This window comes from Limnohabitans sp. Jir72 (genome assembly GCF_003063575.1).
Classification (GTDB): Bacteria; Pseudomonadota; Gammaproteobacteria; order Burkholderiales; family Burkholderiaceae_C; genus Limnohabitans_A.
In genome coordinates, this window is the sequence record NZ_NESC01000002.1 from 195,090 (window position 1) to 216,411 (window position 21,322).

A 21,322-nucleotide genomic window follows, 5' to 3' on the forward strand; every position below is an offset into this window, starting at 1 on the left:
TTTTCGCTCCAAATAATTTGAATTTGCTGAACGGGGAATCAACCGCTGATCGCGGCTGCGCCAGAGACGATTTCCGACAGTTCTTTGGTGATGGCTGCTTGGCGGGTCTTGTTGTAAACGAGCTTGAGCTCGCCAATCACATTGCCAGCGTTGTCTGTAGCGGCCTTCATGGCCACCATGCGTGCAGCATGTTCTGAGGCCATGTTTTCTGCCACGGCCTGGTAGGCCAAGGCTTCGGCATAACGGATCAACAAATCATCGATGACCGACTGTGCATCGGGTTCATAGATGTAATCCCAACCATGAGCCGGAGCACCCGCTGCCTTGGTGTCTGCTTCCATCTTGGATGAAGACAGGGGCAGCAACTGGTCGATGGTGGGCACTTGTGCCATGGTGCTGACAAACTTGTTGTAGCAAAGGTACACAGCGCTCACCTCACCAGCGGCATAAGCGTCCAGCAACACCTTGACGGGGCCAATCAGCTTGTCCAGGTGAGGCTTGTCGCCCAGATGCGTCACGTGCGCCACCACTTTGGCGTTGACGCGGTTCAGGAAACCCAAACCTTTGCCGCCAATCGCCACAGCCAGAGGCGTTTTGCCTTCAGCTTGAGTTTCACGCAATTTACCTGTCACGGCGCGCAGCAGGTTGGTATTCAAGCCACCGCACAAACCTTTGTCCGTGGTCACCACGATGAAGCCGACAGACTTGCCGTCGTTTTTCTTCATGAAGGCGTGCACGTATTCAGGGTTGGCTTGCCCGAGATTGCTCGCAATCGTGCGAATCTTCTCGCTGTAAGGCCGGGCCGTGCGCATACGCTCCTGCGCTTTGCGCATTTTGGAGACGGAAATCATCTCCATGGCCTTGGTGATCTTCTTGGTGTTTTCCACCGATTTGATCTTGGTGCGTAGTTCCTTGCCCGATGCCATCAGCGGCTCCTTTTGATCAGGTAGAAATTAAGCAAAGCTTTTCTTGAAAGCTGCCACAGCGGTGTTCAATTCGGCTTCTGCCTCTTTGTCCAAAGCTTTGGAGCTCTCGATCTTGGCCAGCAATGCGGCGCACGTGTCCTTCAGGTACGCGTGCAAACCGTGCTCGAAGGCCAGGACTTTCTTGACGTCGATGTCGTCCATGTAGCCTTTGTTCACAGCAAACAAGCTTGCGCCCATCAAGCTGATCGATAGAGGGCTGTACTGGGCTTGCTTGAGCAATTCGGTCACGCGAGCACCGCGGTCCAGCTGCTTGCGTGTGGATTCGTCCAGGTCAGAAGCGAACTGCGCAAATGCAGCCAATTCACGGTACTGGGCCAAGTCGGTACGGATACCGCCCGATTGGCCTTTGATGACCTTGGTCTGAGCGGAGCTACCGACGCGAGACACCGAGATACCGGCGTTGATCGCAGGACGGATGCCGGCGTTGAACAGGCTGGTTTCCAAGAAGATCTGACCGTCGGTGATCGAAATCACGTTGGTGGGCACGAATGCAGACACGTCGCCAGCTTGGGTTTCAATGATGGGCAATGCCGTCAAGGAACCTGTTTTGCCTTTGACGGCGCCTTTGGTGAAGGCTTCGACGTAGTCGGCGTTCACGCGGGCTGCGCGCTCGAGCAGACGGCTGTGGAGATAGAACACGTCGCCAGGGTAAGCTTCGCGGCCTGGTGGGCGGCGCAAGAGCAGCGACACTTGCCGGTAAGCCACGGCTTGCTTGGACAGATCGTCATACACGATCAAAGCGTCTTCGCCGCGGTCACGGAAGTATTCGCCCATCGTGCAGCCGGAGTAGGCGGACACGTACTGCATGGCAGCAGATTCGGAGGCGGAAGCGGCCACGACGATGGTGTATTCCATCGCGCCGGCTTGTTCCAAAGCGCGCACCACGTTTTTGATCGATGAGGCTTTTTGGCCAATCGCGACATAAACGCAGGTCATGTTCTGACCTTTTTGGTTGATGATGGCGTCGATCGCGACAGCTGTTTTACCAGTCTGACGATCGCCAATGATCAATTCACGCTGACCACGACCCACGGGCACCATGGAGTCGATGGACTTCAGGCCAGTTTGCATGGGCTGGTCAACCGATTTACGTGCGATCACGCCGGGGGCGACTTTTTCGATCACGTCGGTCATTTTGGCGTTGATGGGGCCTTTGCCGTCGATCGGCTGACCCAGTGCGTTCACCACGCGGCCAATCAGTTCAGGGCCCACGGGCACTTCCAAAATGCGGCCTGTGCACTTGACAGTGTCGCCTTCGGAGATGTGCTCGTACTCACCCAAGATCACGGCACCGACCGAGTCGCGCTCGAGGTTCAGGGCCAGACCGTAAGTGGCAGCGCCTTCAGCAGTCGCTGGGAATTCGAGCATTTCGCCCTGCATCACATCCGACAAACCGTGGACGCGAACGATACCGTCGGTCACAGACACCACGGTGCCCTGGTTGCGGATATCGGCGCTGGCGGACAGCCCTTCGATGCGGCTCTTGATCAGTTCAGAAATTTCTGCGGGATTGAGTTGCATGACTCTTTCCTTCTTTCTTTAAATATGTCCGGTCTCAATCCGCATCAAGCGGTGAGGGCCGATTTCATTTGTTCCAGTCGGGCCTTGACAGAGGTATCGAGTACCTCGTCGCCCACCACCACACGAATGCCACCAATCAGGGAGGCATCTTGCTCTACGCGCACATTGAGCTTGCGCGCAAAGCGTTTTTCGAGCGTGGACGACAAATCGGCCAAAGCCGAAGCGTCGATGGGGAATGCGCTGTATACAACCGCATCAGCGGTGCCACCTTGCGTATTCAAGAGAACCCGGTACTGCTGTGCAACGACAGGCAGTGCACTGAGACGACGGTTTTCGATCACCAGGTGCAGGAAATTCTTGCCAGCCTCGGGCAGTGCCACATTTGCATGTTTTTGCACCACGTCTGAGATCAGCTCGAATGCCTGCTCGTCGGACACTTTGGGGCTGTCGATGAACTGCTGCAGTTGCGCGTTGTCAGCAACAGCAGCCAGTTCATCCAGCCAAGTGGCCGTGCCAGCGAGATCGGATGCCTGCGCTTTGAAAAGCGCTTCGGCATAAGGGCGGGCGATGGTAGCAAGTTCTGCCATGGTCTTCTCTGGCTGGAGCTTTTTACAGCTCGGTCTTGAGGCGGCTCAGCAGATCAGCGTGGACACCAGCGTTGACTTCCTTGCGGAGAATCTGCTCGGCGCCTTTGACGGCCAAGGCTGCGACCTGCTCACGCAGGGCTTCGCGCGCCTTGACAGCTTGCTGCTCAGCTTCAGCTTTTGCAGCGGCGATGATCTTGTTGCCTTCTTCGGTGGCACGTGCTTTGGCTTCGTCAACGATGCCATTTGCACGGCGCTCAGCGTCAGCCAAGCGCGAAGCCGTCTCGTTGCGCGACTGGGCCAATTCAGATTCCACACGCGCATTGGCGTTGCTGAGTTCTGCTTTGGCTTTGTCTGCGGCAGCAAGGCCGTCAGCGATTTTCTGTGCCCGTTCGTCGAGCGCTTTTGTGATCGGGGGCCACACGAATTTCATCGTGAACCACACCAGAATCGCAAAAACGACCATCTGAATGAACAGAGTAGCGTTAATGTTCACGGTTCAGTCCTTCTTCTTGCGTGAAGAGGTACGTGGATTACTTCAGAACGAAGGGGTTGGCGAAGGCGAACAGCAAAGCGATAGCCACACCGATCAGGAACGCAGCGTCGATCAGACCTGCCAAGATGAACATCTTGGTTTGCAGTTCGTTCATCAACTCAGGTTGACGAGCGGAAGATTCGAGGAATTTGCCGCCCATCAAAGCGATACCGATGGAAGCGCCGATAGCACCCAGACCAACGATCAAACCACATGCCAATGCCACCAGGCCGAGAATGTTTTCCATGAGAAGCTCCTAAAAGTTAGTGGAAAAAAGAAACAAGAAACGAGGGAAAAAGTATCATCAATGTGCGTCGTGCGCTTGACCTGTGTAGATCAGCGTCAACATCATAAAGATGAATGCTTGCAAGGTGATGACCAGGATGTGGAACAGTGTCCACACGGTACCGGCGACGATATGGCCAATGGCCAGACCCACGCCAGTTGCCGACAATGCCCAGCCGCCACCCATGAGGGCAATCAACATGAACACCAACTCACCCGCAAACATGTTGCCAAACAGTCGCATGCCATGCGAAACCGTCTTGGCCAAATATTCAATCATCTGCATCAAGAAGTTAATCGGATACAAAGCCCAGTGGTCACCAAAGGGCGCAGCAATCAGCTCGTGAGCCCAGCCGCCCAAGCCCTTGATCTTGATGTTGTAGACCAAGCAGATGAACAGCACCGAGCAAGACAGACCCAATGTCGAAGACAAGTCAGCCGTAGGCACCACACGCAAATAATCTTTGAAGCCCAAAGTCGGACCAGCACTGTGCCAAGCACCAGGAATCAGATCCACAGGCAACATGTCCATGGCGTTCATCAGGAAAATCCAGACGAACACAGTCAGCGCCAAGGGAGAGATCAGCTTGCGGCTTTTGGCGTTGTGGATAACGCCCTTGGCCTGATTTTCAACCATTTCTGACAAGATTTCGACAGCCGCCTGGAAACGACCAGGAACACCGGAAGTGGCTTTGCGCGCTGCGGCCCACATCACCAAGCAACCCACCACACCCAACACCAAGGCGAACACCACGGAGTCGAGGTTGAACAAACTGAAATCAACAATGCTAGTTTGCTTCACGCCTTCAAACGAGAAGTTCATTTGCAGGTGTTGCAAGTGATGCTGGATGTACTCTCCAGCCGTCGGGGCATGTGCGCCAGCGTGTTCAGCAGACATAAATCACCAATCAGTTCATAAATCAATTCGGCTTCGATTTCCGCTGCATCCAGCCCAGCGCCATGGCCAGCCAATACACCTTCATCGTCACCACGAAGCCCGCCACCAGGGCAAGCCAACTCAAATCGGAAATCGCTTTGGGCGCCACCAGAAGCAACGCCACGGTCAAGACAATCTTGACCAATTCCCAGACGAACAACCCTGCCAAAGCAGAGCCCGGTTGCTGCTTGCGCATTTGCCGGGACAAAGCCCTGACAAACACCACGGCGGGAATCACCACCGCAACCGCACCCCAAGCCACCGATGCCGCCAGTCGAAACTGACCGCTGAACCCACCGGTCAACACGGCAAGCAAACCACCCACCAGCACTTGGAGCGACAAGACACGCAAAGGCGATGCCATCGGGTGCTGTTGCCGCCAAGCCTGCGCCTGTTCGGCGGTCAGGGGCTTGAAATCGGACTCAAGGTCTTCATTTACAGAATCTTCGCCATCCCAGTCAGCAGACATGCCTTCTGGGTGCACCTTTTTTGTGCCCGGTTGAGCGTCTGAGGAGATTTTCACCATCTCAAATTACACCGAGGTTACGTACACGGCAAGTCCTGCAAAGCCTTCGATTATACGTAGAAACCCCCGCCTGACCAGCCATTACCCGTGAGTTTGGTCGGACTTTCGCAGAAATTGGGGTCAGACAAGAGCGACAATCACCGTTCTGACGGCGCAGATGGCCGTTTCTTTTTCGCCTAATACCAGGAGTTTTCATGTACGAGTGGTTCAAATTTTTCCATTTGGCCGCTGGCGTCATCTGGCTGGGGGGCATGGCCATGGTGATTCTGGCTCTTCGCCCGGTGGTGCTCACCCGCTGGACACCCGCCGAACGCCTGCCCTTCATGACGGCTGTGCTTTCCCGCTTTTTTGCCTTGGTCTGGCTCAGCATCGCCATATTGATGGCCACGGGTCTGTGGATGCTCTCGGGGGCCGACATGAAACTCGCCCCCAAAGGCTGGCATGCCATGTCGGGCATTGGTCTTTTGATGTGTGCCATCTTTGCGCACATTTGGTTTGCACCATTTCGCCGCTTGCAAGCGGCCGTTCAAGCCGCCGACTGGCCCGCTGCTGGCAAGGCCCTTGGGCAAATCCACCCGCTGGTGCTGACCAATTTCACACTGGGTTGGTTGGCCGTAGCGGCCGTCATCATCTGGCGCTGAACACAACGCAACGATCACAGGACTTCCATGAGTGCATCCATCACCCCGCCTGAAGGCATCGACCCACGCAAGGACAGCCTGATCGAATACCCATCGATCTTCCCGATCAAGGTCATGGGCGCCATGGTCGACGGTTTTGCCGAAGCCATGGTGCAAGTGGCATTGCAGTTTGACCCCAGCTTTGATGCTTCCAAGATGGAACTGCGCCCCAGCAAAGGCGGCAACTACCTGGGCGTGACGCTCAACATCACCGCCACCAGCCGGGAGCAGCTCGACGATTTGTACCGCGCCCTCACCGGCCACCCCATGGTCAAAATCGTGCTCTGACCATGATCGTTCGCAAGCTGGGGACCGTTGACTATCTGCCCACTTATGACGCCATGCAAGCCTTCACGGTATCGCGTCAAGACGACACCCCCAACGAACTGTGGCTGTGTGAACACCCTCCAGTGTTCACTCAAGGACTGGCCGGACAAGCCGACCATGTGCTCATGCCAGGCAGCATCCCGGTGATCCAGACCAACCGGGGCGGGCAAGTCACCTTCCACGGTCCAGGCCAGGTCATGGCGTATCCGCTGGTCAACCTGCAGCGGGCCGGATACTACGTCAAGGAATACGTCTACAAGCTGGAAGAATCGGTCATCCGCACCCTGGCCCACTTTGGCGTCACAGGCCACCGCGTGGCGGGCGCGCCGGGCATTTATGTGCGACTGGATGACCCCTTCGGCCACGCCGCGCTGACAGGCCCCGCCAACCCGACTGACCCGTTCAGGGGTCTGGGCAAGATCAGTGCCTTGGGCATCAAAGTCAGTCGACATTGCACCTACCACGGCGCAGCCCTCAACGTGGCCATGGACCTCGAACCCTTTGACCGCATCAACCCCTGCGGCTATGCCGGGCTGAAAACCGTTGACCTTTCTACAATCGGCGTAGAAACCACCTGGGACGAAGCGGCCCAGGTGCTGGCCCAACAACTGGCCGCCCGTTTATGACCATCGGCCTTGCGCAGCACGCGAAAGCCATGACCGAAAGACCTCGATGAGCAACAACACAACCGATCGCAACGTGGTGCGCGAAGCGCAAAGCGTTGAAAACTACGACCCCAGCGCCAAGCAAAAAGCCGCGGCCAAACTCTCGCGCATCCCGGTCAAGGTCGAGCAGGCCGAGGTGCTCAAAAAACCCGAGTGGATCCGCGTGAAAGCAGGCTCACCCACCACGCGCTTTTACGAGATCAAGGACGTGCTGCGCGCCAACAAACTGGTGACCGTGTGCGAAGAAGCCAGCTGCCCCAACATCGGCGAGTGCTTTGGCAAAGGCACGGCCACCTTCATGATCATGGGAGACAAATGCACACGGCGCTGCCCGTTTTGCGATGTGGGCCATGGCCGTCCCGACCCACTGGATGTGGACGAGCCCGACAACCTGGCCAAGACCATTGCACAGCTCAAACTGCAGTATGTGGTCATCACCAGTGTGGACCGTGACGACCTGCGCGACGGTGGTGCCGGTCACTTTGTGGAATGCATCCGCAAAACCCGCGAGCTGTCGCCCACCACCCAGATCGAAGTGCTCGTGCCCGACTTTCGGGGGCGCGATGACCGCGCTTTGGACATTCTGAAAGCTGCACCACCCGACGTGATGAACCACAACATGGAAACCGTGCCGCGCCTGTACAAGGAAGCACGCCCAGGTTCGGATTACCAGTTTTCACTGAACCTGCTCAAAAAGTTCAAGGCCCTGTTCCCGAATGTGCCCACCAAAAGCGGCCTGATGGTCGGCCTGGGTGAGACCGACGAAGAAATTCTGGACGTCATGCGCGACATGCGGGCACACAACATCGAGATGCTGACCATTGGCCAATACTTGGCCCCCAGCAACAGCCACCTGCCGGTGCGCCGCTACGTGCACCCCGACACCTTCAAAATGTTTGAGGCCAAGGCCTATGAAATGGGCTTTTCACATGCGGCGGTGGGTGCGATGGTGCGTTCAAGCTACCACGCCGATCAGCAAGCACACTCGGCGCTGAACCGTTGAGCCTCCAGGCGGCGTGTTGCCGCCAGTTCATGTGGTTCAACGCGTGGTGGGCATCAGGGTGGCCGGCTCATCCGAGGCCAGCACCTTCTCGGCCCACAGCGCCAGCTTGGCGGTATCCGATCGCAAAACTTGCTGTTTGACCGACAGCACCTGCGAGGGGTGCATAGAAAAGCTGCGCAAGCCCAAGCCCAGCAACAAGCGGGTCATACCCACATCACCCGCCATCTCGCCGCACACCGACACGCCTTTGCCTTGCTTGACGCATTCGGCAATGGTGTCGGCTACCAAACGCAGCACCGCTGGGTGCAGCGGGTCGTACAAGTGCGCCACCGATTCGTCGGCGCGGTCAATGGCCAGCGTGTACTGGATCAGGTCGTTGGTCCCAATCGACAAGAAGTCAAAATATTTGAGAAACATGCGCACCGACAAGGCGGCTGCAGGAATTTCGATCATCGCGCCCAATCGCACCGGACCATAGGCCACGCCACGCCGATCCAGCTCTTGGCGTGCCTGCTCGATCAAGGCCAGGGTTTGTCGGATTTCGCTGCCATGCGCCAGCATGGGCACCAGCAGATTGACCTTGCCGTGGGCTGCAGCACGCAAGATGGCACGCAGTTGCGTGAGGAACATGGCGGGATCGGCCAAGCTCCAGCGAATGGCGCGCAGGCCCAATGCGGGGTTCAGGTGGGCCGCGTCGTGACGGGCTTCGTCCAGCGGTTTGTCGGCCCCCACATCCACCGTGCGGATGGTCACCGGCAAGCCATTCATGCCATCTACAGCGCGGCGGTAGGCGTCGTATTGCTCATCTTCGCCGGGCAAGTTGCCCTGGCGACCCATGAAGAGGAATTCACTTCGGAACAAGCCCACACCCACCGCCCCTGCGGTGATGGCGGCGACCGTGTCTTCGGGCATTTCGATGTTGGCGATCAACTCGATTTTCTGTCCGTCCAGCGTGACAGCTGGGGTGTGGCGCAAACGGGCCAGTCGCTCGCGCTCCAAGTCTCCCTGGCGCTGCTTGAAACCGTAATCGGCCAGGATGATGGGCGACGGGTCCACGATGACCACACCCGCGTCACCATCGATGATGACCCAGTCGTCTTGCTTGACCAGTTGGCTGGCGCTGCGCGCGCCCACCACCGCCGGGATGTCCAGACTGCGGGCCACGATGGCCGTGTGTGAAGTTCTGCCGCCCACATCGGTCACGAAACCGGCAAACACGCTTTGCTTGAACTGCAACATGTCGGCAGGCGACAAGTCGTGCGCCACCAGCACCAGCGGCACATCCATGGTGTCGCCCAACTGCAATTCTTGCTGAGGCCGTGCGGGGCGCTTGGCCTGCGTGACCAATGAGCTCGTGCCTTTGAGGCAGTGCAAAACGCGCTCCGCCACCTGCTCCATGTCGGCCTTGCGTTCGCGCAGGTACGGGTCTTCCATCTCGTCGAATTGGCGCGCAATGATTTCCAGCTGGCTGGTCAGCGCCCATTCGGCGTTGTACAGGCGCTCTTCGATCCAATGGCGCACACCCGAGGTGAGCTCCACGTCTTGCAAGAGCATCAGGTGCACGTCCAGCAGTGCGACCAGCTCATGCGGCGCGTCTTTGGGCATGTCTTTTTGCAGACGCTGCAGTTCGTCCACCACGGCATCGCGGGCCAGGCGCAGGCGCTCGATCTCGCTGGCCACCTGGTCGGGCTGGATGAAATAGTGCGCCACATCGACCCGGCTGGACGCGACCAGCACGGCACGCCCGATGGCTATGCCTCGCGCCACCGCCAAGCCATGGATGCTGAACGTCATGCGATCACCTCACATGCCGTCTGGACTGGCAGGTCACGCACGCTCACTCGCCTTCACCAAATTTATCGGCCATCAGCGCCAGCAAGGCATCCAGGGCTTCCTGGTCACGTTCGCCATTTGTCTCAAGCGTCACTTCACTGCCCAGGCCTGCGGCCAGCATCATCACGCCCATGATGCTTTTGGCATTGATGCGGCGCTCCCCCTTACTGAGCCAGACTTCGCAAGGAAAACTGCCAGCCAGCTTGGTCAGCTTGGCCGAAGCACGGGCATGCAAACCCAGTTTATTGCTGATGGTCGTGGTGGCTTGGGGCATGTCTCTTTCCTGTTTGATTTTGAGGGGCGGTGCTGCCCACGGTCATGACGCCTTGTGTGCCACCTGCATGCGCACGGGTCACCAATTGGTCCAGACTTTCGTGTCGGTAGCAAACGCTGCGCAGCAACATGGGCAAATTGGCACCGGCCACGAGTCGGGTTTGCGCGCGGTCGTTCAGTTGCTGGGCCACATTGCAGGGCGTGGCACCAAACACGTCGCTGAGCAACAGCACCTCATCGGTGCCCAATTGGGCCATGGCACGGCGGGCATCGGCCAGTGTGGTTTCGGGCGTGTCGTGCGGCAGCACATCGACCGCCAGCACGCCCGATGCGCAGTCGGGAAAAACGTGCAGCGCACATTCGCGCAAGGCGCTGGCCAATGGGGCGTGGGCAATGATGAGGAGGCCGATCATGAAGCGTCGATTATCGGGGCTGATCGTCCTTGCTGAACACAAAGTACAGCCAAGAAACAAATGAACACAACGCAAAACCGGCGAAAGCCACTTGATAAGCCGCCGGTTTGTCCAGCCCCGCACTGCGGGCCGCGTCCACCGCCAAGCCGATGCCCCATTGCACGACAAAGATGCCTGCAAAAATCACCAGGTTGTAGGCTGACAAAGCACGCCCCGCCAAATGCGGCGGGAACGCCATACCCACAGCCGGTTGCGCCAGCGCCACAAAGGTGCTGCAAACACAAAACAAAGCCAAGGTGGCCGCAGCGGCCGAACCCAAAGCCGGGCCACGCCAGACCATGAAGGCCAGCACCACAAAAGTCAGCGGCAAGCCTCTGGCAATGAGGCGATCCACTGGCATGCCCCATTTGGACAATCGCGGCGTGACCAGCCCCCACAGCCAAAAGCTCACCAGCATGCTGAGGTTGATGGCAAACAAACCGGTGGCGGCCTCTTGCGCCGTCCAACCCGCCACCTGGGTCATCCAAGGGCCAGCCCACAAGGTCTGGATCGCCACCATGCCGCCGTAGCTGAAAAAGCCGATCGGCGTCATGCGCCAGAAATAGCGGTTGCGCCAGATTTCGCGGTAACTGCCATCGTCTTCTGTTGGCGTTTTGGCGGTGGCCTGGACCATCTGCCAACGCGGCACCAGCAAGGCGATCAACAACATGGCCAAAGCGATCATCATGCCCAGCATCAAAAACAAGGCGCGCCAACCCCAGATGGGCATCAGCCACTGTACCGGCAATGTGGCGGCGACCATGCCAAACGAGCCCGTCATCAACATCCAGGAGTTGGTGCGCAGTTGTGTGGGCGCATCGAACCAGCGGCGGTACCCGGTCAAAGGCGCCATCAGGCAAGCGCTCACGCCCATGCCGCACAGCACGCGGGCGGCCAGCAAGCCTTGAAAACTCTCTGCCCACGAAAATGCCAAGCAGCCCAGCACCGCCAGCGACAAAAACGCTAGAATGACTTTTTTGGGACCGTGCCGATCCAGCCAGCGCCCCAGGGGCAGCTGGGTGAGCGAAAAGCCCAAAAAGTAGCCGCCAGCCAGCAAACCCAGATCTTGCGCACTGAGCTGGAAATCGGCCGTCAAAGTGGGCGACAAGGTGGCCGTGATGGCCCGCACCAGCGCCGAGAAGAAATACGCCAGCGCAAACGCCAAAAACACCACCACCGCCTGGCGGCGTGGCAGGTGAGCCAAAGTGATGCTGCTCATGGTCGAATCCCATCCAACAAACTGGCGGCCAAATCATGCGGGTCGCGCAGGTCATACACCACCGCATGCACGACACGCACATGGTCTCCCTCGGGCACCGCGCCCCACACGGCCTGCATGAACACCACCTGCCCGTCCGAACGCTGGCCTTGCGCCTGAACACGCACCGCAGAGGCCAAAGGCAAGAAGCCTGGACGCCGCCAAGCCTGCTGCTGACTTGCGGACAGCGGCTGCTGCACGCCAGCGTTCCCGAGCGTGGCTTGCTGCCACCCGGCCAGAACCGCCTGCGCGTCGGCCCCCGCCTGCAGGGATGCCGTCATCACGGCCACCATGGCGGTGCCACTCTCGCAGCCCACCACCTGCAATGGCGTTGGTACGCCCCCCAAAGGCACAGAACGGGTCGTGCGCTCGGGTTTGCAAGGCAGTTGTGCTTTGAGCGAGGCCCCGTCGAAGTTGACTTCGCGCCAATTTTGCTCGGGACTGCAAGCGCTCAAAAAAGAGGCAGCCGTGAGACTGGCCACCAGGGCCCATGAAAAGATTCGCATGGGGTGATTATCCTGATCAGCGAACGTTTCGGTTTTTCGCGACAATGGCCGCATGAATTCACTCGATGGCATCCGCGTTCTCGACCTGTCCCGGGTATTGGCAGGCCCATGGTGTACACAGACTTTGGCCGATCTCGGCGCAGACGTCATCAAGATCGAGCGCCCCGTCAGTGGCGACGACACACGCAGCTGGGGCCCGCCCTTCTTAAAAGACGCCCAAGGCAAAGACACCGCCGAGGCGGCTTATTACCTGGGCACCAACCGCAACAAACGCTCGGTCACCTGCGACATCGCCCAGCCTGAAGGTCAAGCGCTGATCCGCGAATTGGTCACGCATTGCGATGTTTTCGTCGAAAACTTCAAGGTGGGCGACATGGCCCGCTATGGGCTGGACTTTGCCAGCCTGAGCGCCATCAACCCCAAGTTGGTCTATTGCAGTGTGACGGGCTTTGGTCAGACCGGTCCTTACCGCGAGCGCGCAGGCTATGACTACGCAGTGCAAGGCATCGGCGGCTTGATGAGCGTGACCGGTGAACGCGACGATCTTGGCGGCGGCCCCCAAAAGGTCGGTGTTGCCGTGACCGATTTGTTCACCGGCATGTACGCCACCGTGTCCATCCTGGCGGCGCTGCGCCACGCCGAGCGAACCGGCGAAGGCCAGCACGTTGACATGGCTTTGCTCGACACCCAAGTGGCCATGCTGGCCAATCTTGGCTCGAACTACCTGGTCAGCGGCAAAGTGCCCACCCGCGCGGGCAATGCCCACCAGAACATCGTGCCCTACCAGGTCTTTGAGGTCAAAGCCGCAGAAGGCGCTGCACCCGGTAGCCGTGACCACCTGATCCTGGCCGTGGGCAACGATGGTCAGTTCGTCAAGTTCTGTGCCGTGGCTGGTCGACCTGACTTGGCACAAGACCCCCGCTATGCCTTGAATGCCGACCGTGTGCGCCATCGTGCTGAGTTGGTGCCCATGCTGGAAACCATCATGATGAGCCGCACCAAAGCCGAGTGGCTGGCCGCCCTGGAGGCCGCCAAAGTGCCGTGTGGTGCCATCAACCACTTGGGCGAGGTGTTCGAAGACCCGCAAGTGCGAGAGCGCGGCATGGTCAGCGATTGGGCGCACCCCATCAAACCCTTGAAGCTGGTGTCCAGCCCCATCAAATTGAGTCGCACCCCCGTGCGTCAAGATTTGCCGCCGCCCATGCTGGGGCAACACACCCAAGAAGTGCTCGCCGAGGTGCTCGGCTGGTCCCCAGAGCAACTGGGGGCCCTGCGTGGCAAAGGGGTGATCTGATGGCGAACTTCTTGCTGGTGCATGGTGCTTGGCACGGCGCCTGGTGCTGGCAAAGGGTGTTGACCCCGTTGATTCAGGCCGGTCACCGCGCCCATGCCGTCACACTGACGGGCGTTGGTGAGCGCGCCCATTTGCTTCAGCCCGGCATCGACCTGGAAACGCATATTCAGGACATCCTTGCTGCCATGGATGCCGAAGAGATGAGCGATGTGGTGCTGGTGGTGCATTCGTATGCCGGCATGCTCGGCACCGCCGTCGCAGACCGTCGTCCACAAGTCTTGCGCCATCTGGTCTATCTGGATGCGGTCTTGCCCGCACCCGGCGAGAGCTGGAGCAGCACGCACGCACCGGACACGCGGGCTGCGCGCATGGCCGCGTCACAAGCCGATCCTTTGCACAGTTTTCCTGCCCCAGACCCTGCGGTGTTTGGCCTGAGCGGCGATGACCATGCTTGGGTGGCGAGGCGCCAAACACGCCACCCCGGTGACCCTTACACGCAGGTGCTCCAGTTTGACCCCCAGCGTGTGGCATCCGTGCCACGCACTTTCATCAACTGCACCGAACCGCCCCTGGCCACCATCGATGTGAGCCGCCAACGCATGGTGGACCCGCAGTTCTGGGATGGCCATTGGTTGTCCGGCTCCCGGGTGGTCGAGATGAAAACCGGACACGACCCCATGGTCAGCGATCCACAAGGCCTGACCCGCTTGCTGATCGATTGCAGCCGCTGAGCCTGGGCTGCGTTCAGCGCAAAGCGCCAAACACTTTGCTGAGCAGGGCGCTGCCTGCTTCGGCGGGGTTTTGACGGATCTTTTTCTCTTCTTCGCCGATCATGAAATACAAACCCGCCAAGGTTCTGTCCGTGACGTGAGATTCGAGATTGGCCTTGTCTTTGGCCAGCAAACCCATGCCCGACAATTTGCCTGCGATCGCATTGAATTGCTCCACCACGCCCAGCTTGCTCAATGACGCTTTCACGGTAGGCATGAACTCTGCGCTCAGTGGGGCTCGCGTTTTGTCCGCAAAGAACTGCGTCACCGAGTTCTCACCGCCTTGCAAAATGCCCTTGGCGTCCTGAACAGACATGGTCTGAATCGATTGCGTGAGCAACTTCTTAGACAAAGGGACGGCTGCCTCGGCAGCCCGGTTCATCTGCAAGGTCAGGTCATCGAGCTGCTTGCCCAAGCCCATGGTCTTGAGCCATTTGGCACCTTGGTTCAAAGTGTCTGGTAAACCGATGCGCACTTTGTCGTTGTTCATGAAGCCGTCTTGCACACCCAGCAGTTGAATGGCCATATCTGCGCCCTTTTCCAATGCCAGCTTCAAGCCCTTGGAGGCGTCGACCGCACTCAAATCATTCAAACTCAGGGCATGGGCAGGTGCAATCACCCACAGGCCTGCGGCGACCCCAAACGTATTAAACTTTCGACGATGAAGATGCATTTGAAAACTCCCTGGAATTGGCGGCTTGTTTCTGGCCGCATGTGGCTTAGGCTTTGCGCGTTGGGCCTGGCTGGCTTGCTGGTAGCGTGCTCTTCAGACCGCGCGCCCGAATCTTCGTACGTTTTGCTCGATGGTTCGAAAATCACCACCACACAATTGCAAGGAAAAGTAGTTCTGGTGAATTTCTGGGCCACCAGCTGCACCACCTGTGTGGCAGAGATGCCCGAGGTGATCGCCACGTACAACAAGTACAAGGATCATGGGTTCGACACCATTGCGGTTGCCATGAGTTACGACCCACCCAGCTATGTGGTGAATTTTGCGCAAACGCGCCAGTTGCCATTCAAAGTCGCCATTGACAACACGGGTGGCGTCGCAAAAGCCTGGGGCGATATACAGCTTACGCCCACTACGTTTGTGCTTGACAAGCAGGGCAACATCATCAAGCGCTATGTGGGTGCACCAAATTTTGCTGAGTTGCACCAACTGATCGATAAATTGCTGACCTCATCTTGAACGTGGCATCCGGCCACGCTCAGGGCCTGGATGTACTCAGTCCTTGCGGAAAGTGTCGTGGCACGCTTTGCACGAAGCGGCTGCGGGTCCGAATGCGGCCTTGAGTGCTTCAACATTACCGGCTTTGGCAGCCACATTGAGCTTGCCGATTTCAGCTTGCATTTTGTCTGACGCGTCCTTGAACCTGGCTGCTTCTTTCCAGACTTCCGGCTTGGCGCGCGTCTCACCGTTGTCGGTGCCTTCACCGTAGGCTGTCCACGGCAATTTGGCCAATGCGACCACCAACTCGGCGTTTTCAGAAGCGAGCTTTGCGTCGTAAGGCATGCGGCCATTGGCCATGGCACCCAATCGTCCAAAGTGAGTCGCCATCACTGTATAGCTGGCTTTACGGTATTTGATCGCGTCATCCGGTTTAGCAAATTGTGCGTAGGCAGGCAACAAGGTGGCGGCAGTCAAGCAAACAGCAACAATGCGAATCACATTTTTCATTTTGGCTCCAATGGGTTGAAAATGGTCAGGTTACTTTTCGTTTAACCTCGGATCAGTCTCTCACATTTTGGATCGCTCTGCATGAACACCGACTCATCGTTCACTGTCCACATCTGGGATTTGCCTACGCGCATTTTTCACTGGGTCCTAGCCGCTTGCGTGGTGGGGCTCGTCATTTCAGGCAACATCGGCGGGAATGCCATGGTCTGGCATTTCAGGCTTGGCTATGTGGTTTTTGGCCTCCTGCTTTTTCGAGGTGGCTGGGGCTTCATCGGAGGTCATTGGTCCCGCTGGTCCAGGCTGCCTTTGGGCTGGAAGCATGTTCAAAGCTATTTGCAAGGCCAGTCCAGCAGCCAGCAAATCGCCGGCCACAACCCCTTGGGCTCATGGTCTGTCGTGGCTTTGCTGTTTTTTTTGAGCCTGCAGGTCGGGACCGGCCTTTTCAGCGATGACGAAATCGCCAACACAGGGCCTTTGTCCAGCCTGATTTCTGGCACTTGGGTGAATTTGGCCACGAGCTGGCACAAGCATTGGGGCAAGCTGATTTTGCTGGCGCTGGTGTTGCTTCACCTCACGGCTATCGTTTGGTACAGCTGGCGCAAACGTCAAGCCTTGGTCTCGGCCATGTGGCACGGCAACAAAGTGCTACCCGATTCAGTTCCTGCATCATCGGATCAAAACCGTTCACGCTGGCTGGCCGTGTCTTTAATGGTGCTGGCATGTGCCCTAGTTGGTTTTGTAGTTTCGCTGGGTTCGTGATGGCTCACCAGCGCGACAGCCATTCGATCAAGTAGTGCGCATGTGACGCTACACTTTCTTGTGCTTCACTTTTAGTTTTCTCTTGAACACGCCATCTGTTGAATTGTTGCCAGCCCTGACACCGGTCGATCTCGCCAAGGCGTATGCGATCTTCGAAGAATACGCAGCTTCTTTGAAGGTCGATTTGCACTTTCAGAACTTCGACGAGGAGCTCAAAAACCTGCCAGGGGAATATGCAGACCCTCGCGGTGCTTTGCTACTGGCGCACGTCAATGGTGAAGTCGCCGGTTGTTGTGCGCTACGGCCATTGGACGGCTGTGATTACAGCAATGCTGCCGAAATGAAACGCCTGTATGTTCGTCCTGCGTTTAGAGGTTTGGGACTGGGCAGGCAATTGACGGAAGCCATTTTGGATGCAGCACACCGCGCAGCTTACGCATGTGTTTTGCTCGACACCCTCGACGACATGGAAGCTGCAAGAGCACTTTATGAAGACCTTGGCTTTGAAGAAGTCCCGCCGTTTTATCACAACCCCTATGCGGGGGCACATTACCTGAAGGTCGACATCGGCTGATGGTTGCGCGCCTGCTTCATAAAAAAAGGGGCCCTAAGGCTAATGCCAGTCAGTTAAGAGCTGACTGGCATTTTTGCTGGGTATTTGGCAGTCTTTGTTTTGACAACCCGAGGGTATGAACGTTTACGCCTTGGCGGTAAAACAAATAAATGCGCCTGATCAAACAACAGCTGCAACCGTTTAGGCAACGTCCCAGCCGACTCCAGTGGCGCAAAGCGCAACATATCGATGATGGCCATACTCGCAACGTGAAAGCCCATTCGCAATGGCTCCACCTTCACGTGTGCAGCCATCTGTCGCATCAGTCTGCGCAACAACGTATATGCAATCAGCACACCCCATAGCTCCTGTCGCACCAGCTGCGGCTGTTTGCCTCGCAGCGTCCATTGCAACTTTGCAATGAGTGCTTGATCTCCAGAAATCCCAACTCAATCTCCCAGCGCTGCATGTACAGCTTGGCCAGTTCTTGGACCGTATAGCGGCTCGCATCCATCAGCGACGTGATGAACCGGCGCTTGCGCCCACCCAGCTGCACCAGAATCAAACGGGCTTGCCAATGGCTTGGCAATTGAGGATCAATCTTTCTGGCCGTCGGCGACACTGGTATGCTGACCAAACAGTCATGCTCATCGTGTTGGACGATCACTTCGTGTCGCAAGTTGTCTTTGGCTCGCATCAGCGAGTGTCTGTCTTGTCCTTGCGACTGCCAGTTCAGCAAAAAGGCTGCCCAGAAGTAGGCCCGATCAAACACTGTCAGGGACTGATCGATGTTTTGTAAATCTACTGCCAGCGTCAGCTCGCCCTGACTCATGCCGCCCATGCGTGCATCGAGCAACTCATGACGTATCCATCAGGCGGACAGCCCGAATTTGAGGCCACCCACCCGAGCCATGTTGATTACTGCTGCTGCCCAAGGCCAAGCGGTTGGCTGTGGTATCGGGTGTCGCCCAGACAACGCCATCAACGGCCAAAAGGCGCATGCCCAGCACGCGTTGACAAACGCACTCGCAGGCTGTCCACTCCTGACAAAAACAGGCGAAACAAATGCGCCAAAGGCTCTTCTCCCAAACGTTGACACCCGGCAACGGCAGCGCTGGGCACGCTTAAGGATTGGTTGTGCAACGTCAATTGCAACTGCCTGACCCCGTCCCATATGGGTTGATTGCGAAAAAGAGCCAATCCGATGCCCAGCCAAATAACGTGTTCGGCAGGCAGCTTGCGTCTTCATATGGAGGCTTTGCCTGTGGCGCACAGGACAGGAGTAATCCACAGAGGATGGATAAGGCTGCTGAGCTGATCCAGCCGCTCGGGAGTGCTTTGAATTGTTTGGGAAAGATCGTTTTGCAGCCAGCTCATGAAAAAGGGAACCGTGTTTGAACAGGGTTCCCTTTTTAAATTAAAACCGGTCAGCTCTTAACTGACTGGCATTAGCCCTAAGGCCCCTTTTTCAGTAATGCCCAGGCTCAAGCTTTGACTTGAGCAAGCAAAGTTGCCGCATCGCTGACCTCGAACTTGCCGGGGCCTTCAATGTTCAAGCTTGTGACTTTGCCATCTTTGACCAGCATCGAATAGCGATTGCTGCGCAAGCCCATGCCACGCGTGGTCAAATCCAGCGTCAAGCCAGTGGCCTTGCTGAAGTCAGCGCTGCCATCGGCCAACATGCGCACCTTGGTGCCTGTCTTCTGGTCACGCGCCCAAGCCCCCATCACGAAGGCATCGTTGACGCTGACGCACCAGATTTCTTCCACGCCCGCGGCCTTGAAGGCCTCATAACTTTCAACATAACCTGGCACGTGTTTGGCAGAGCATGTCGGCGTGAACGCCCCGGGCAAGGCGAACAAAGCGATCGTTTTACCCGCAGTGGCTTTGGCCACATCCACTGGATTAGGGCCAATGCTACAGCCATTGCCCTCCACTTCAACGTATTCCATCAGCGTAGCTGCGGGCAGAGTGTCTCCGACTTGGATCATGATTGTCTTCCTGTTTGAAAAATGAATGGACGAAAAAAAACGACCCACCATTGTGGGTCGTTTTTCGAAAGATTGCAGCGAAGAAGCTTTTTGAGCTTAAACGGCAGCAGCCTTTTCAACCAGGCGCGTAGCGACCCAGTTTTTGGTTTTCGAAATCGGCTTGCTTTCTGTGATTTCGATCATGTCGCCCAGGTGAAATTCACCTTTTTCGTCGTGCGCATGGTATTTGCTCGACTTGGCCACGATCTTGCCGTAGAGGGCGTGCTTGACACGACGCTCCACCAGCACGGTCACGGTCTTCGCGCGCTTGTCGCTGACCACCTTGCCAATCAAGGTGCGCTTGAGGGATGTTTTAGCTTCCGTCATGGTCACTCCTTACTTGGCGGCTTGCTTTTGGGCAAGGATGGTTTTGGCACGAGCGATGGCACGGCGAGTCTGGCTCAACGTACCGGTGTTGCCGAGTTGTTGCGTGGCTTTTTGCATACGCAGACCAAAGTGGGCTTTTTGCAGCGCCTTGATCTCGTCTTTCACACCAGCAACGTCTTTTTGGCGCAATTCAGCAGCGTTCATTTCTTGTTTCTCCTGAATTATTGGCCAATCATGCGAGCCACGAATGTGGTGCGCAGGGGCAACTTGGCAGCGGCCAATTTGAAGGCTTCACGGGCCAACTCTTCAGGCACGCCCACGATTTCGTAGAGCACCTTACCAGGTTGGATCTCAGCCACGTAGTACTCGGGGTTACCTTTGCCGTTACCCATACGCACTTCAGCAGGCTTGGTGGAAATCGGCTTGTCAGGGAACACGCGAATCCAGATGCGACCACCACGCTTGACGTGACGGGAAATCGCACGGCGTGCGGCTTCGATCTGGCGGGCCGTCAAACGGCCGCGATCTGTGGACTTCAGACCGAAATCACCGAACGCCACCGTGTTGCCACGGGTAGCGACGCCGGTGTTGCGGCCTTTCTGTTCCTTGCGGAACTTTCTGCGAGCAGGTTGCAGCATGTTGTTACTCCTTATTGACCGTCAGCTGCTGCAGCTGGCGCGGCGACTGTGCGTACGCGCTTAACGGCGGGTTTGGCATCACCACCTGCACCGGCGGGCTTGTCGCTACCGTCAGTGGGGGCTGTGTTGGTGCCTGCGGGGCGACGTGGGCCACCACGACGATCGCCTGTTGGGCGGTCGCCAGGACGGGCATCACGACGTGGACCACGTGGGCGGCGCTCTTCTTCGGCACGTGGCTCAGCCAGTGCAGGAGCGTCATTGCGGCCCAGTGTGTCGCCTTTGTAGACCCAGACCTTGACACCAATGATGCCGTAGGTGGTCTTGGCTTCGGAAGTGGCGTAGTCGATGTCAGCGCGCAGGGTGTGCAATGGCACACGGCCTTCGCGATACCACTCGGTACGCGCAATTTCGATACCGTTCAAACGGCCAGCCGACATGATCTTGATGCCTTGGGCACCCAGACGCATGGCGTTTTGCATGGCGCGCTTCATGGCGCGGCGGAACATGATCCGCTTCTCGAGCTGTTGGGTGATGCTGTCAGCGATCAGTTGAGCATCGATTTCGGGCTTGCGCACTTCTTCGATGTTCACGGCCACTGGCACGCCCAGACGAGCAGCGAGTTCTTTCTTGAGCAACTCGATGTCTTCGCCTTTTTTACCGATCACCACACCTGGACGAGCCGAGAAGATGGTGATGCGGGCGCTCTTGGCTGGACGCTCGATCAACACGCGGGAAACCGCAGCGTTCTTGAGCTTGGCCTTGAGGTACTCACGCACCTTGATGTCTTCGGCCAGCATGCCGGCGAAGTCTTTGTTGCTCGCGTACCAGCGGCTTGCCCAGTTACGGCTGACAGCCAGGCGGAAACCGGTAGGATGGATTTTCTGTCCCATAGTTCTTCCTGA

Annotated in this window: 31 protein-coding genes; 10 read left to right on the forward strand and 21 right to left on the reverse strand. The window is 57.7% G+C overall.

Annotated elements, in window-relative coordinates; genetic code table 11:
- Positions 1–38: 38 nt before the first annotated feature.
- The 7 genes from atpG to B9Z52_RS03920 are packed head-to-tail and all read right to left on the reverse strand — an operon-like array spanning position 39 to position 5,317.
- Positions 39–926: a F0F1 ATP synthase subunit gamma gene (gene atpG, locus B9Z52_RS03890; RefSeq protein WP_108412539.1), complete on the reverse strand. Its 888-nt coding sequence runs from the start codon at positions 924–926 to the stop codon at positions 39–41.
- Positions 927–953: 27 nt separating this feature from the next.
- Positions 954–2,507, reverse strand: coding sequence for a F0F1 ATP synthase subunit alpha (gene atpA, locus B9Z52_RS03895; RefSeq protein WP_108412540.1), 1,554 nt, complete (start codon positions 2,505–2,507; stop codon positions 954–956).
- A gap of 44 nt (positions 2,508–2,551) precedes the next feature.
- Entirely contained in the window at positions 2,552–3,094 is a 543-nt protein-coding gene (locus B9Z52_RS03900; protein ID WP_108412541.1) for a F0F1 ATP synthase subunit delta, read from the reverse strand.
- A gap of 22 nt (positions 3,095–3,116) precedes the next feature.
- Positions 3,117–3,587, reverse strand: a complete 471-nt coding sequence (locus B9Z52_RS03905) for a F0F1 ATP synthase subunit B (protein ID WP_108412542.1) — start codon at positions 3,585–3,587, stop codon at positions 3,117–3,119.
- A 37-nt stretch (positions 3,588–3,624) separates the two neighbouring features.
- Positions 3,625–3,873, reverse strand: a complete 249-nt coding sequence (gene atpE, locus B9Z52_RS03910) for a F0F1 ATP synthase subunit C (protein ID WP_019429175.1) — start codon at positions 3,871–3,873, stop codon at positions 3,625–3,627.
- Positions 3,874–3,930: 57 nt separating this feature from the next.
- The gene (atpB, locus tag B9Z52_RS03915; protein WP_108412543.1) at positions 3,931–4,809 is read right to left on the reverse strand and encodes a F0F1 ATP synthase subunit A; all 879 of its coding nucleotides are present in this window, start codon (positions 4,807–4,809) and stop codon (positions 3,931–3,933) included.
- 22 nt (positions 4,810–4,831) lie between these two features.
- Positions 4,832–5,317 carry an ATP synthase subunit I gene (locus B9Z52_RS03920; RefSeq protein WP_233251804.1) on the reverse strand — a complete coding sequence of 162 codons (486 nt, stop codon included), beginning with the start codon at positions 5,315–5,317 and terminating at the stop codon, positions 4,832–4,834.
- Between the two features lie 251 nt (positions 5,318–5,568).
- Here B9Z52_RS03920 and B9Z52_RS03925 point away from each other — a divergent pair, with 251 nt between their 5' ends.
- From B9Z52_RS03925 to lipA, 4 genes are read left to right on the forward strand one after another with little or no spacing between them, the layout of a single operon-like run.
- On the forward strand, positions 5,569–6,015 hold the full coding sequence (locus tag B9Z52_RS03925) for a CopD family protein (protein WP_108412545.1): 447 nt from the start codon (positions 5,569–5,571) through the stop codon (positions 6,013–6,015).
- Positions 6,016–6,042: 27 nt separating this feature from the next.
- Positions 6,043–6,342: a DUF493 family protein gene (locus B9Z52_RS03930; RefSeq protein WP_108412546.1), complete on the forward strand. Its 300-nt coding sequence runs from the start codon at positions 6,043–6,045 to the stop codon at positions 6,340–6,342.
- 2 nt (positions 6,343–6,344) lie between these two features.
- Positions 6,345–7,007: a lipoyl(octanoyl) transferase LipB gene (lipB, locus tag B9Z52_RS03935; RefSeq protein ID WP_199222027.1), complete on the forward strand. Its 663-nt coding sequence runs from the start codon at positions 6,345–6,347 to the stop codon at positions 7,005–7,007.
- Positions 7,008–7,053: 46 nt separating this feature from the next.
- Positions 7,054–8,049 (forward strand): lipoyl synthase, encoded by a 996-nt coding sequence (lipA, locus tag B9Z52_RS03940; RefSeq protein WP_108412548.1) that lies wholly within the window; start codon positions 7,054–7,056, stop codon positions 8,047–8,049.
- Positions 8,050–8,085: 36 nt separating this feature from the next.
- Here lipA and ptsP read toward each other — a convergent pair whose 3' ends face one another.
- Genes ptsP through B9Z52_RS03965 form a run of 5 tightly spaced genes read right to left on the reverse strand, consistent with a single transcriptional unit; the run spans position 8,086 to position 12,371 of the window.
- Positions 8,086–9,843, reverse strand: coding sequence for a phosphoenolpyruvate--protein phosphotransferase (gene ptsP, locus B9Z52_RS03945; protein WP_108412549.1), 1,758 nt, complete (start codon positions 9,841–9,843; stop codon positions 8,086–8,088).
- 43 nt (positions 9,844–9,886) lie between these two features.
- The gene (locus B9Z52_RS03950; protein ID WP_108412550.1) at positions 9,887–10,156 is read right to left on the reverse strand and encodes an HPr family phosphocarrier protein; all 270 of its coding nucleotides are present in this window, start codon (positions 10,154–10,156) and stop codon (positions 9,887–9,889) included.
- Positions 10,125–10,568, reverse strand: coding sequence for a PTS sugar transporter subunit IIA (locus B9Z52_RS03955; RefSeq protein ID WP_108412551.1), 444 nt, complete (start codon positions 10,566–10,568; stop codon positions 10,125–10,127). Before B9Z52_RS03955 ends, B9Z52_RS03950 begins: the two co-directional genes overlap by 32 nt.
- Before the next feature lie 10 nt (positions 10,569–10,578).
- Complete coding sequence (locus tag B9Z52_RS03960) at positions 10,579–11,826, reverse strand: MFS transporter (protein ID WP_199222028.1); 1,248 nt, start codon at positions 11,824–11,826, stop codon at positions 10,579–10,581.
- The gene (locus B9Z52_RS03965; protein WP_108412552.1) at positions 11,823–12,371 is read right to left on the reverse strand and encodes a hypothetical protein; all 549 of its coding nucleotides are present in this window, start codon (positions 12,369–12,371) and stop codon (positions 11,823–11,825) included. Before B9Z52_RS03965 ends, B9Z52_RS03960 begins: the two co-directional genes overlap by 4 nt.
- Before the next feature lie 52 nt (positions 12,372–12,423).
- Here B9Z52_RS03965 and B9Z52_RS03970 point away from each other — a divergent pair, with 52 nt between their 5' ends.
- Together B9Z52_RS03970 and B9Z52_RS03975 are read left to right on the forward strand one after the other, a co-directional pair.
- Entirely contained in the window at positions 12,424–13,665 is a 1,242-nt protein-coding gene (locus B9Z52_RS03970) for a CaiB/BaiF CoA-transferase family protein (RefSeq protein ID WP_108412553.1), read from the forward strand.
- Positions 13,665–14,396: an alpha/beta fold hydrolase gene (locus B9Z52_RS03975; protein WP_108412554.1), complete on the forward strand. Its 732-nt coding sequence runs from the start codon at positions 13,665–13,667 to the stop codon at positions 14,394–14,396. The genes B9Z52_RS03970 and B9Z52_RS03975 overlap by 1 nt, the downstream gene beginning before the upstream one ends.
- 13 nt (positions 14,397–14,409) lie before the next feature.
- Here B9Z52_RS03975 and B9Z52_RS03980 read toward each other — a convergent pair whose 3' ends face one another.
- Positions 14,410–15,108, reverse strand: a complete 699-nt coding sequence (locus B9Z52_RS03980) for a DUF4197 domain-containing protein (protein ID WP_108412555.1) — start codon at positions 15,106–15,108, stop codon at positions 14,410–14,412.
- A gap of 39 nt (positions 15,109–15,147) precedes the next feature.
- On the opposite strand from B9Z52_RS03980, the gene B9Z52_RS03985 reads away from it, so the two are divergent.
- Positions 15,148–15,624 (forward strand): TlpA disulfide reductase family protein, encoded by a 477-nt coding sequence (locus tag B9Z52_RS03985; protein WP_233251813.1) that lies wholly within the window; start codon positions 15,148–15,150, stop codon positions 15,622–15,624.
- A 36-nt stretch (positions 15,625–15,660) separates the two neighbouring features.
- Here the strand turns inward: B9Z52_RS03985 and B9Z52_RS03990 are convergent, their stop codons facing one another.
- Positions 15,661–16,113 (reverse strand): cytochrome c, encoded by a 453-nt coding sequence (locus B9Z52_RS03990; protein WP_108412556.1) that lies wholly within the window; start codon positions 16,111–16,113, stop codon positions 15,661–15,663.
- Positions 16,114–16,194: 81 nt separating this feature from the next.
- On the opposite strand from B9Z52_RS03990, the gene B9Z52_RS03995 reads away from it, so the two are divergent.
- On the forward strand, positions 16,195–16,872 hold the full coding sequence (locus tag B9Z52_RS03995) for a cytochrome b/b6 domain-containing protein (protein ID WP_108412557.1): 678 nt from the start codon (positions 16,195–16,197) through the stop codon (positions 16,870–16,872).
- An 82-nt stretch (positions 16,873–16,954) separates the two neighbouring features.
- Positions 16,955–17,446: a GNAT family N-acetyltransferase gene (locus tag B9Z52_RS04000; protein WP_108412558.1), complete on the forward strand. Its 492-nt coding sequence runs from the start codon at positions 16,955–16,957 to the stop codon at positions 17,444–17,446.
- A 328-nt stretch (positions 17,447–17,774) separates the two neighbouring features.
- On the opposite strand, the gene B9Z52_RS17965 is transcribed toward B9Z52_RS04000, so the two are convergent.
- Positions 17,775–18,281 (reverse strand): transposase, encoded by a 507-nt coding sequence (locus B9Z52_RS17965; protein ID WP_199222029.1) that lies wholly within the window; start codon positions 18,279–18,281, stop codon positions 17,775–17,777.
- A gap of 125 nt (positions 18,282–18,406) precedes the next feature.
- The gene (locus tag B9Z52_RS18260; RefSeq protein ID WP_369907846.1) at positions 18,407–18,625 is read right to left on the reverse strand and encodes a hypothetical protein; all 219 of its coding nucleotides are present in this window, start codon (positions 18,623–18,625) and stop codon (positions 18,407–18,409) included.
- Between B9Z52_RS18260 and B9Z52_RS17975 the strand changes: the two genes are divergently transcribed.
- The gene (locus B9Z52_RS17975; RefSeq protein WP_199222030.1) at positions 18,563–18,823 is read left to right on the forward strand and encodes a hypothetical protein; all 261 of its coding nucleotides are present in this window, start codon (positions 18,563–18,565) and stop codon (positions 18,821–18,823) included. The genes B9Z52_RS18260 and B9Z52_RS17975 overlap by 63 nt on opposite strands.
- Positions 18,824–18,909: 86 nt before the next feature.
- On the opposite strand, the gene B9Z52_RS04010 is transcribed toward B9Z52_RS17975, so the two are convergent.
- From B9Z52_RS04010 to rpsC, 5 genes are all read right to left on the reverse strand, one after another.
- Positions 18,910–19,416 carry a peroxiredoxin gene (locus B9Z52_RS04010; RefSeq protein WP_108412559.1) on the reverse strand — a complete coding sequence of 169 codons (507 nt, stop codon included), beginning with the start codon at positions 19,414–19,416 and terminating at the stop codon, positions 18,910–18,912.
- A gap of 96 nt (positions 19,417–19,512) precedes the next feature.
- The gene (gene rpsQ / locus B9Z52_RS04015; protein WP_108412560.1) at positions 19,513–19,782 is read right to left on the reverse strand and encodes a 30S ribosomal protein S17; all 270 of its coding nucleotides are present in this window, start codon (positions 19,780–19,782) and stop codon (positions 19,513–19,515) included.
- A 9-nt stretch (positions 19,783–19,791) separates the two neighbouring features.
- The gene (gene rpmC, locus B9Z52_RS04020; protein ID WP_053172813.1) at positions 19,792–19,986 is read right to left on the reverse strand and encodes a 50S ribosomal protein L29; all 195 of its coding nucleotides are present in this window, start codon (positions 19,984–19,986) and stop codon (positions 19,792–19,794) included.
- A gap of 17 nt (positions 19,987–20,003) precedes the next feature.
- Positions 20,004–20,420 carry a 50S ribosomal protein L16 gene (rplP, locus tag B9Z52_RS04025; protein WP_019426900.1) on the reverse strand — a complete coding sequence of 139 codons (417 nt, stop codon included), beginning with the start codon at positions 20,418–20,420 and terminating at the stop codon, positions 20,004–20,006.
- Between the two features lie 11 nt (positions 20,421–20,431).
- On the reverse strand, positions 20,432–21,310 hold the full coding sequence (rpsC, locus tag B9Z52_RS04030) for a 30S ribosomal protein S3 (RefSeq protein ID WP_100120206.1): 879 nt from the start codon (positions 21,308–21,310) through the stop codon (positions 20,432–20,434).
- Between the last annotated feature and the right edge of the window lie 12 nt (positions 21,311–21,322).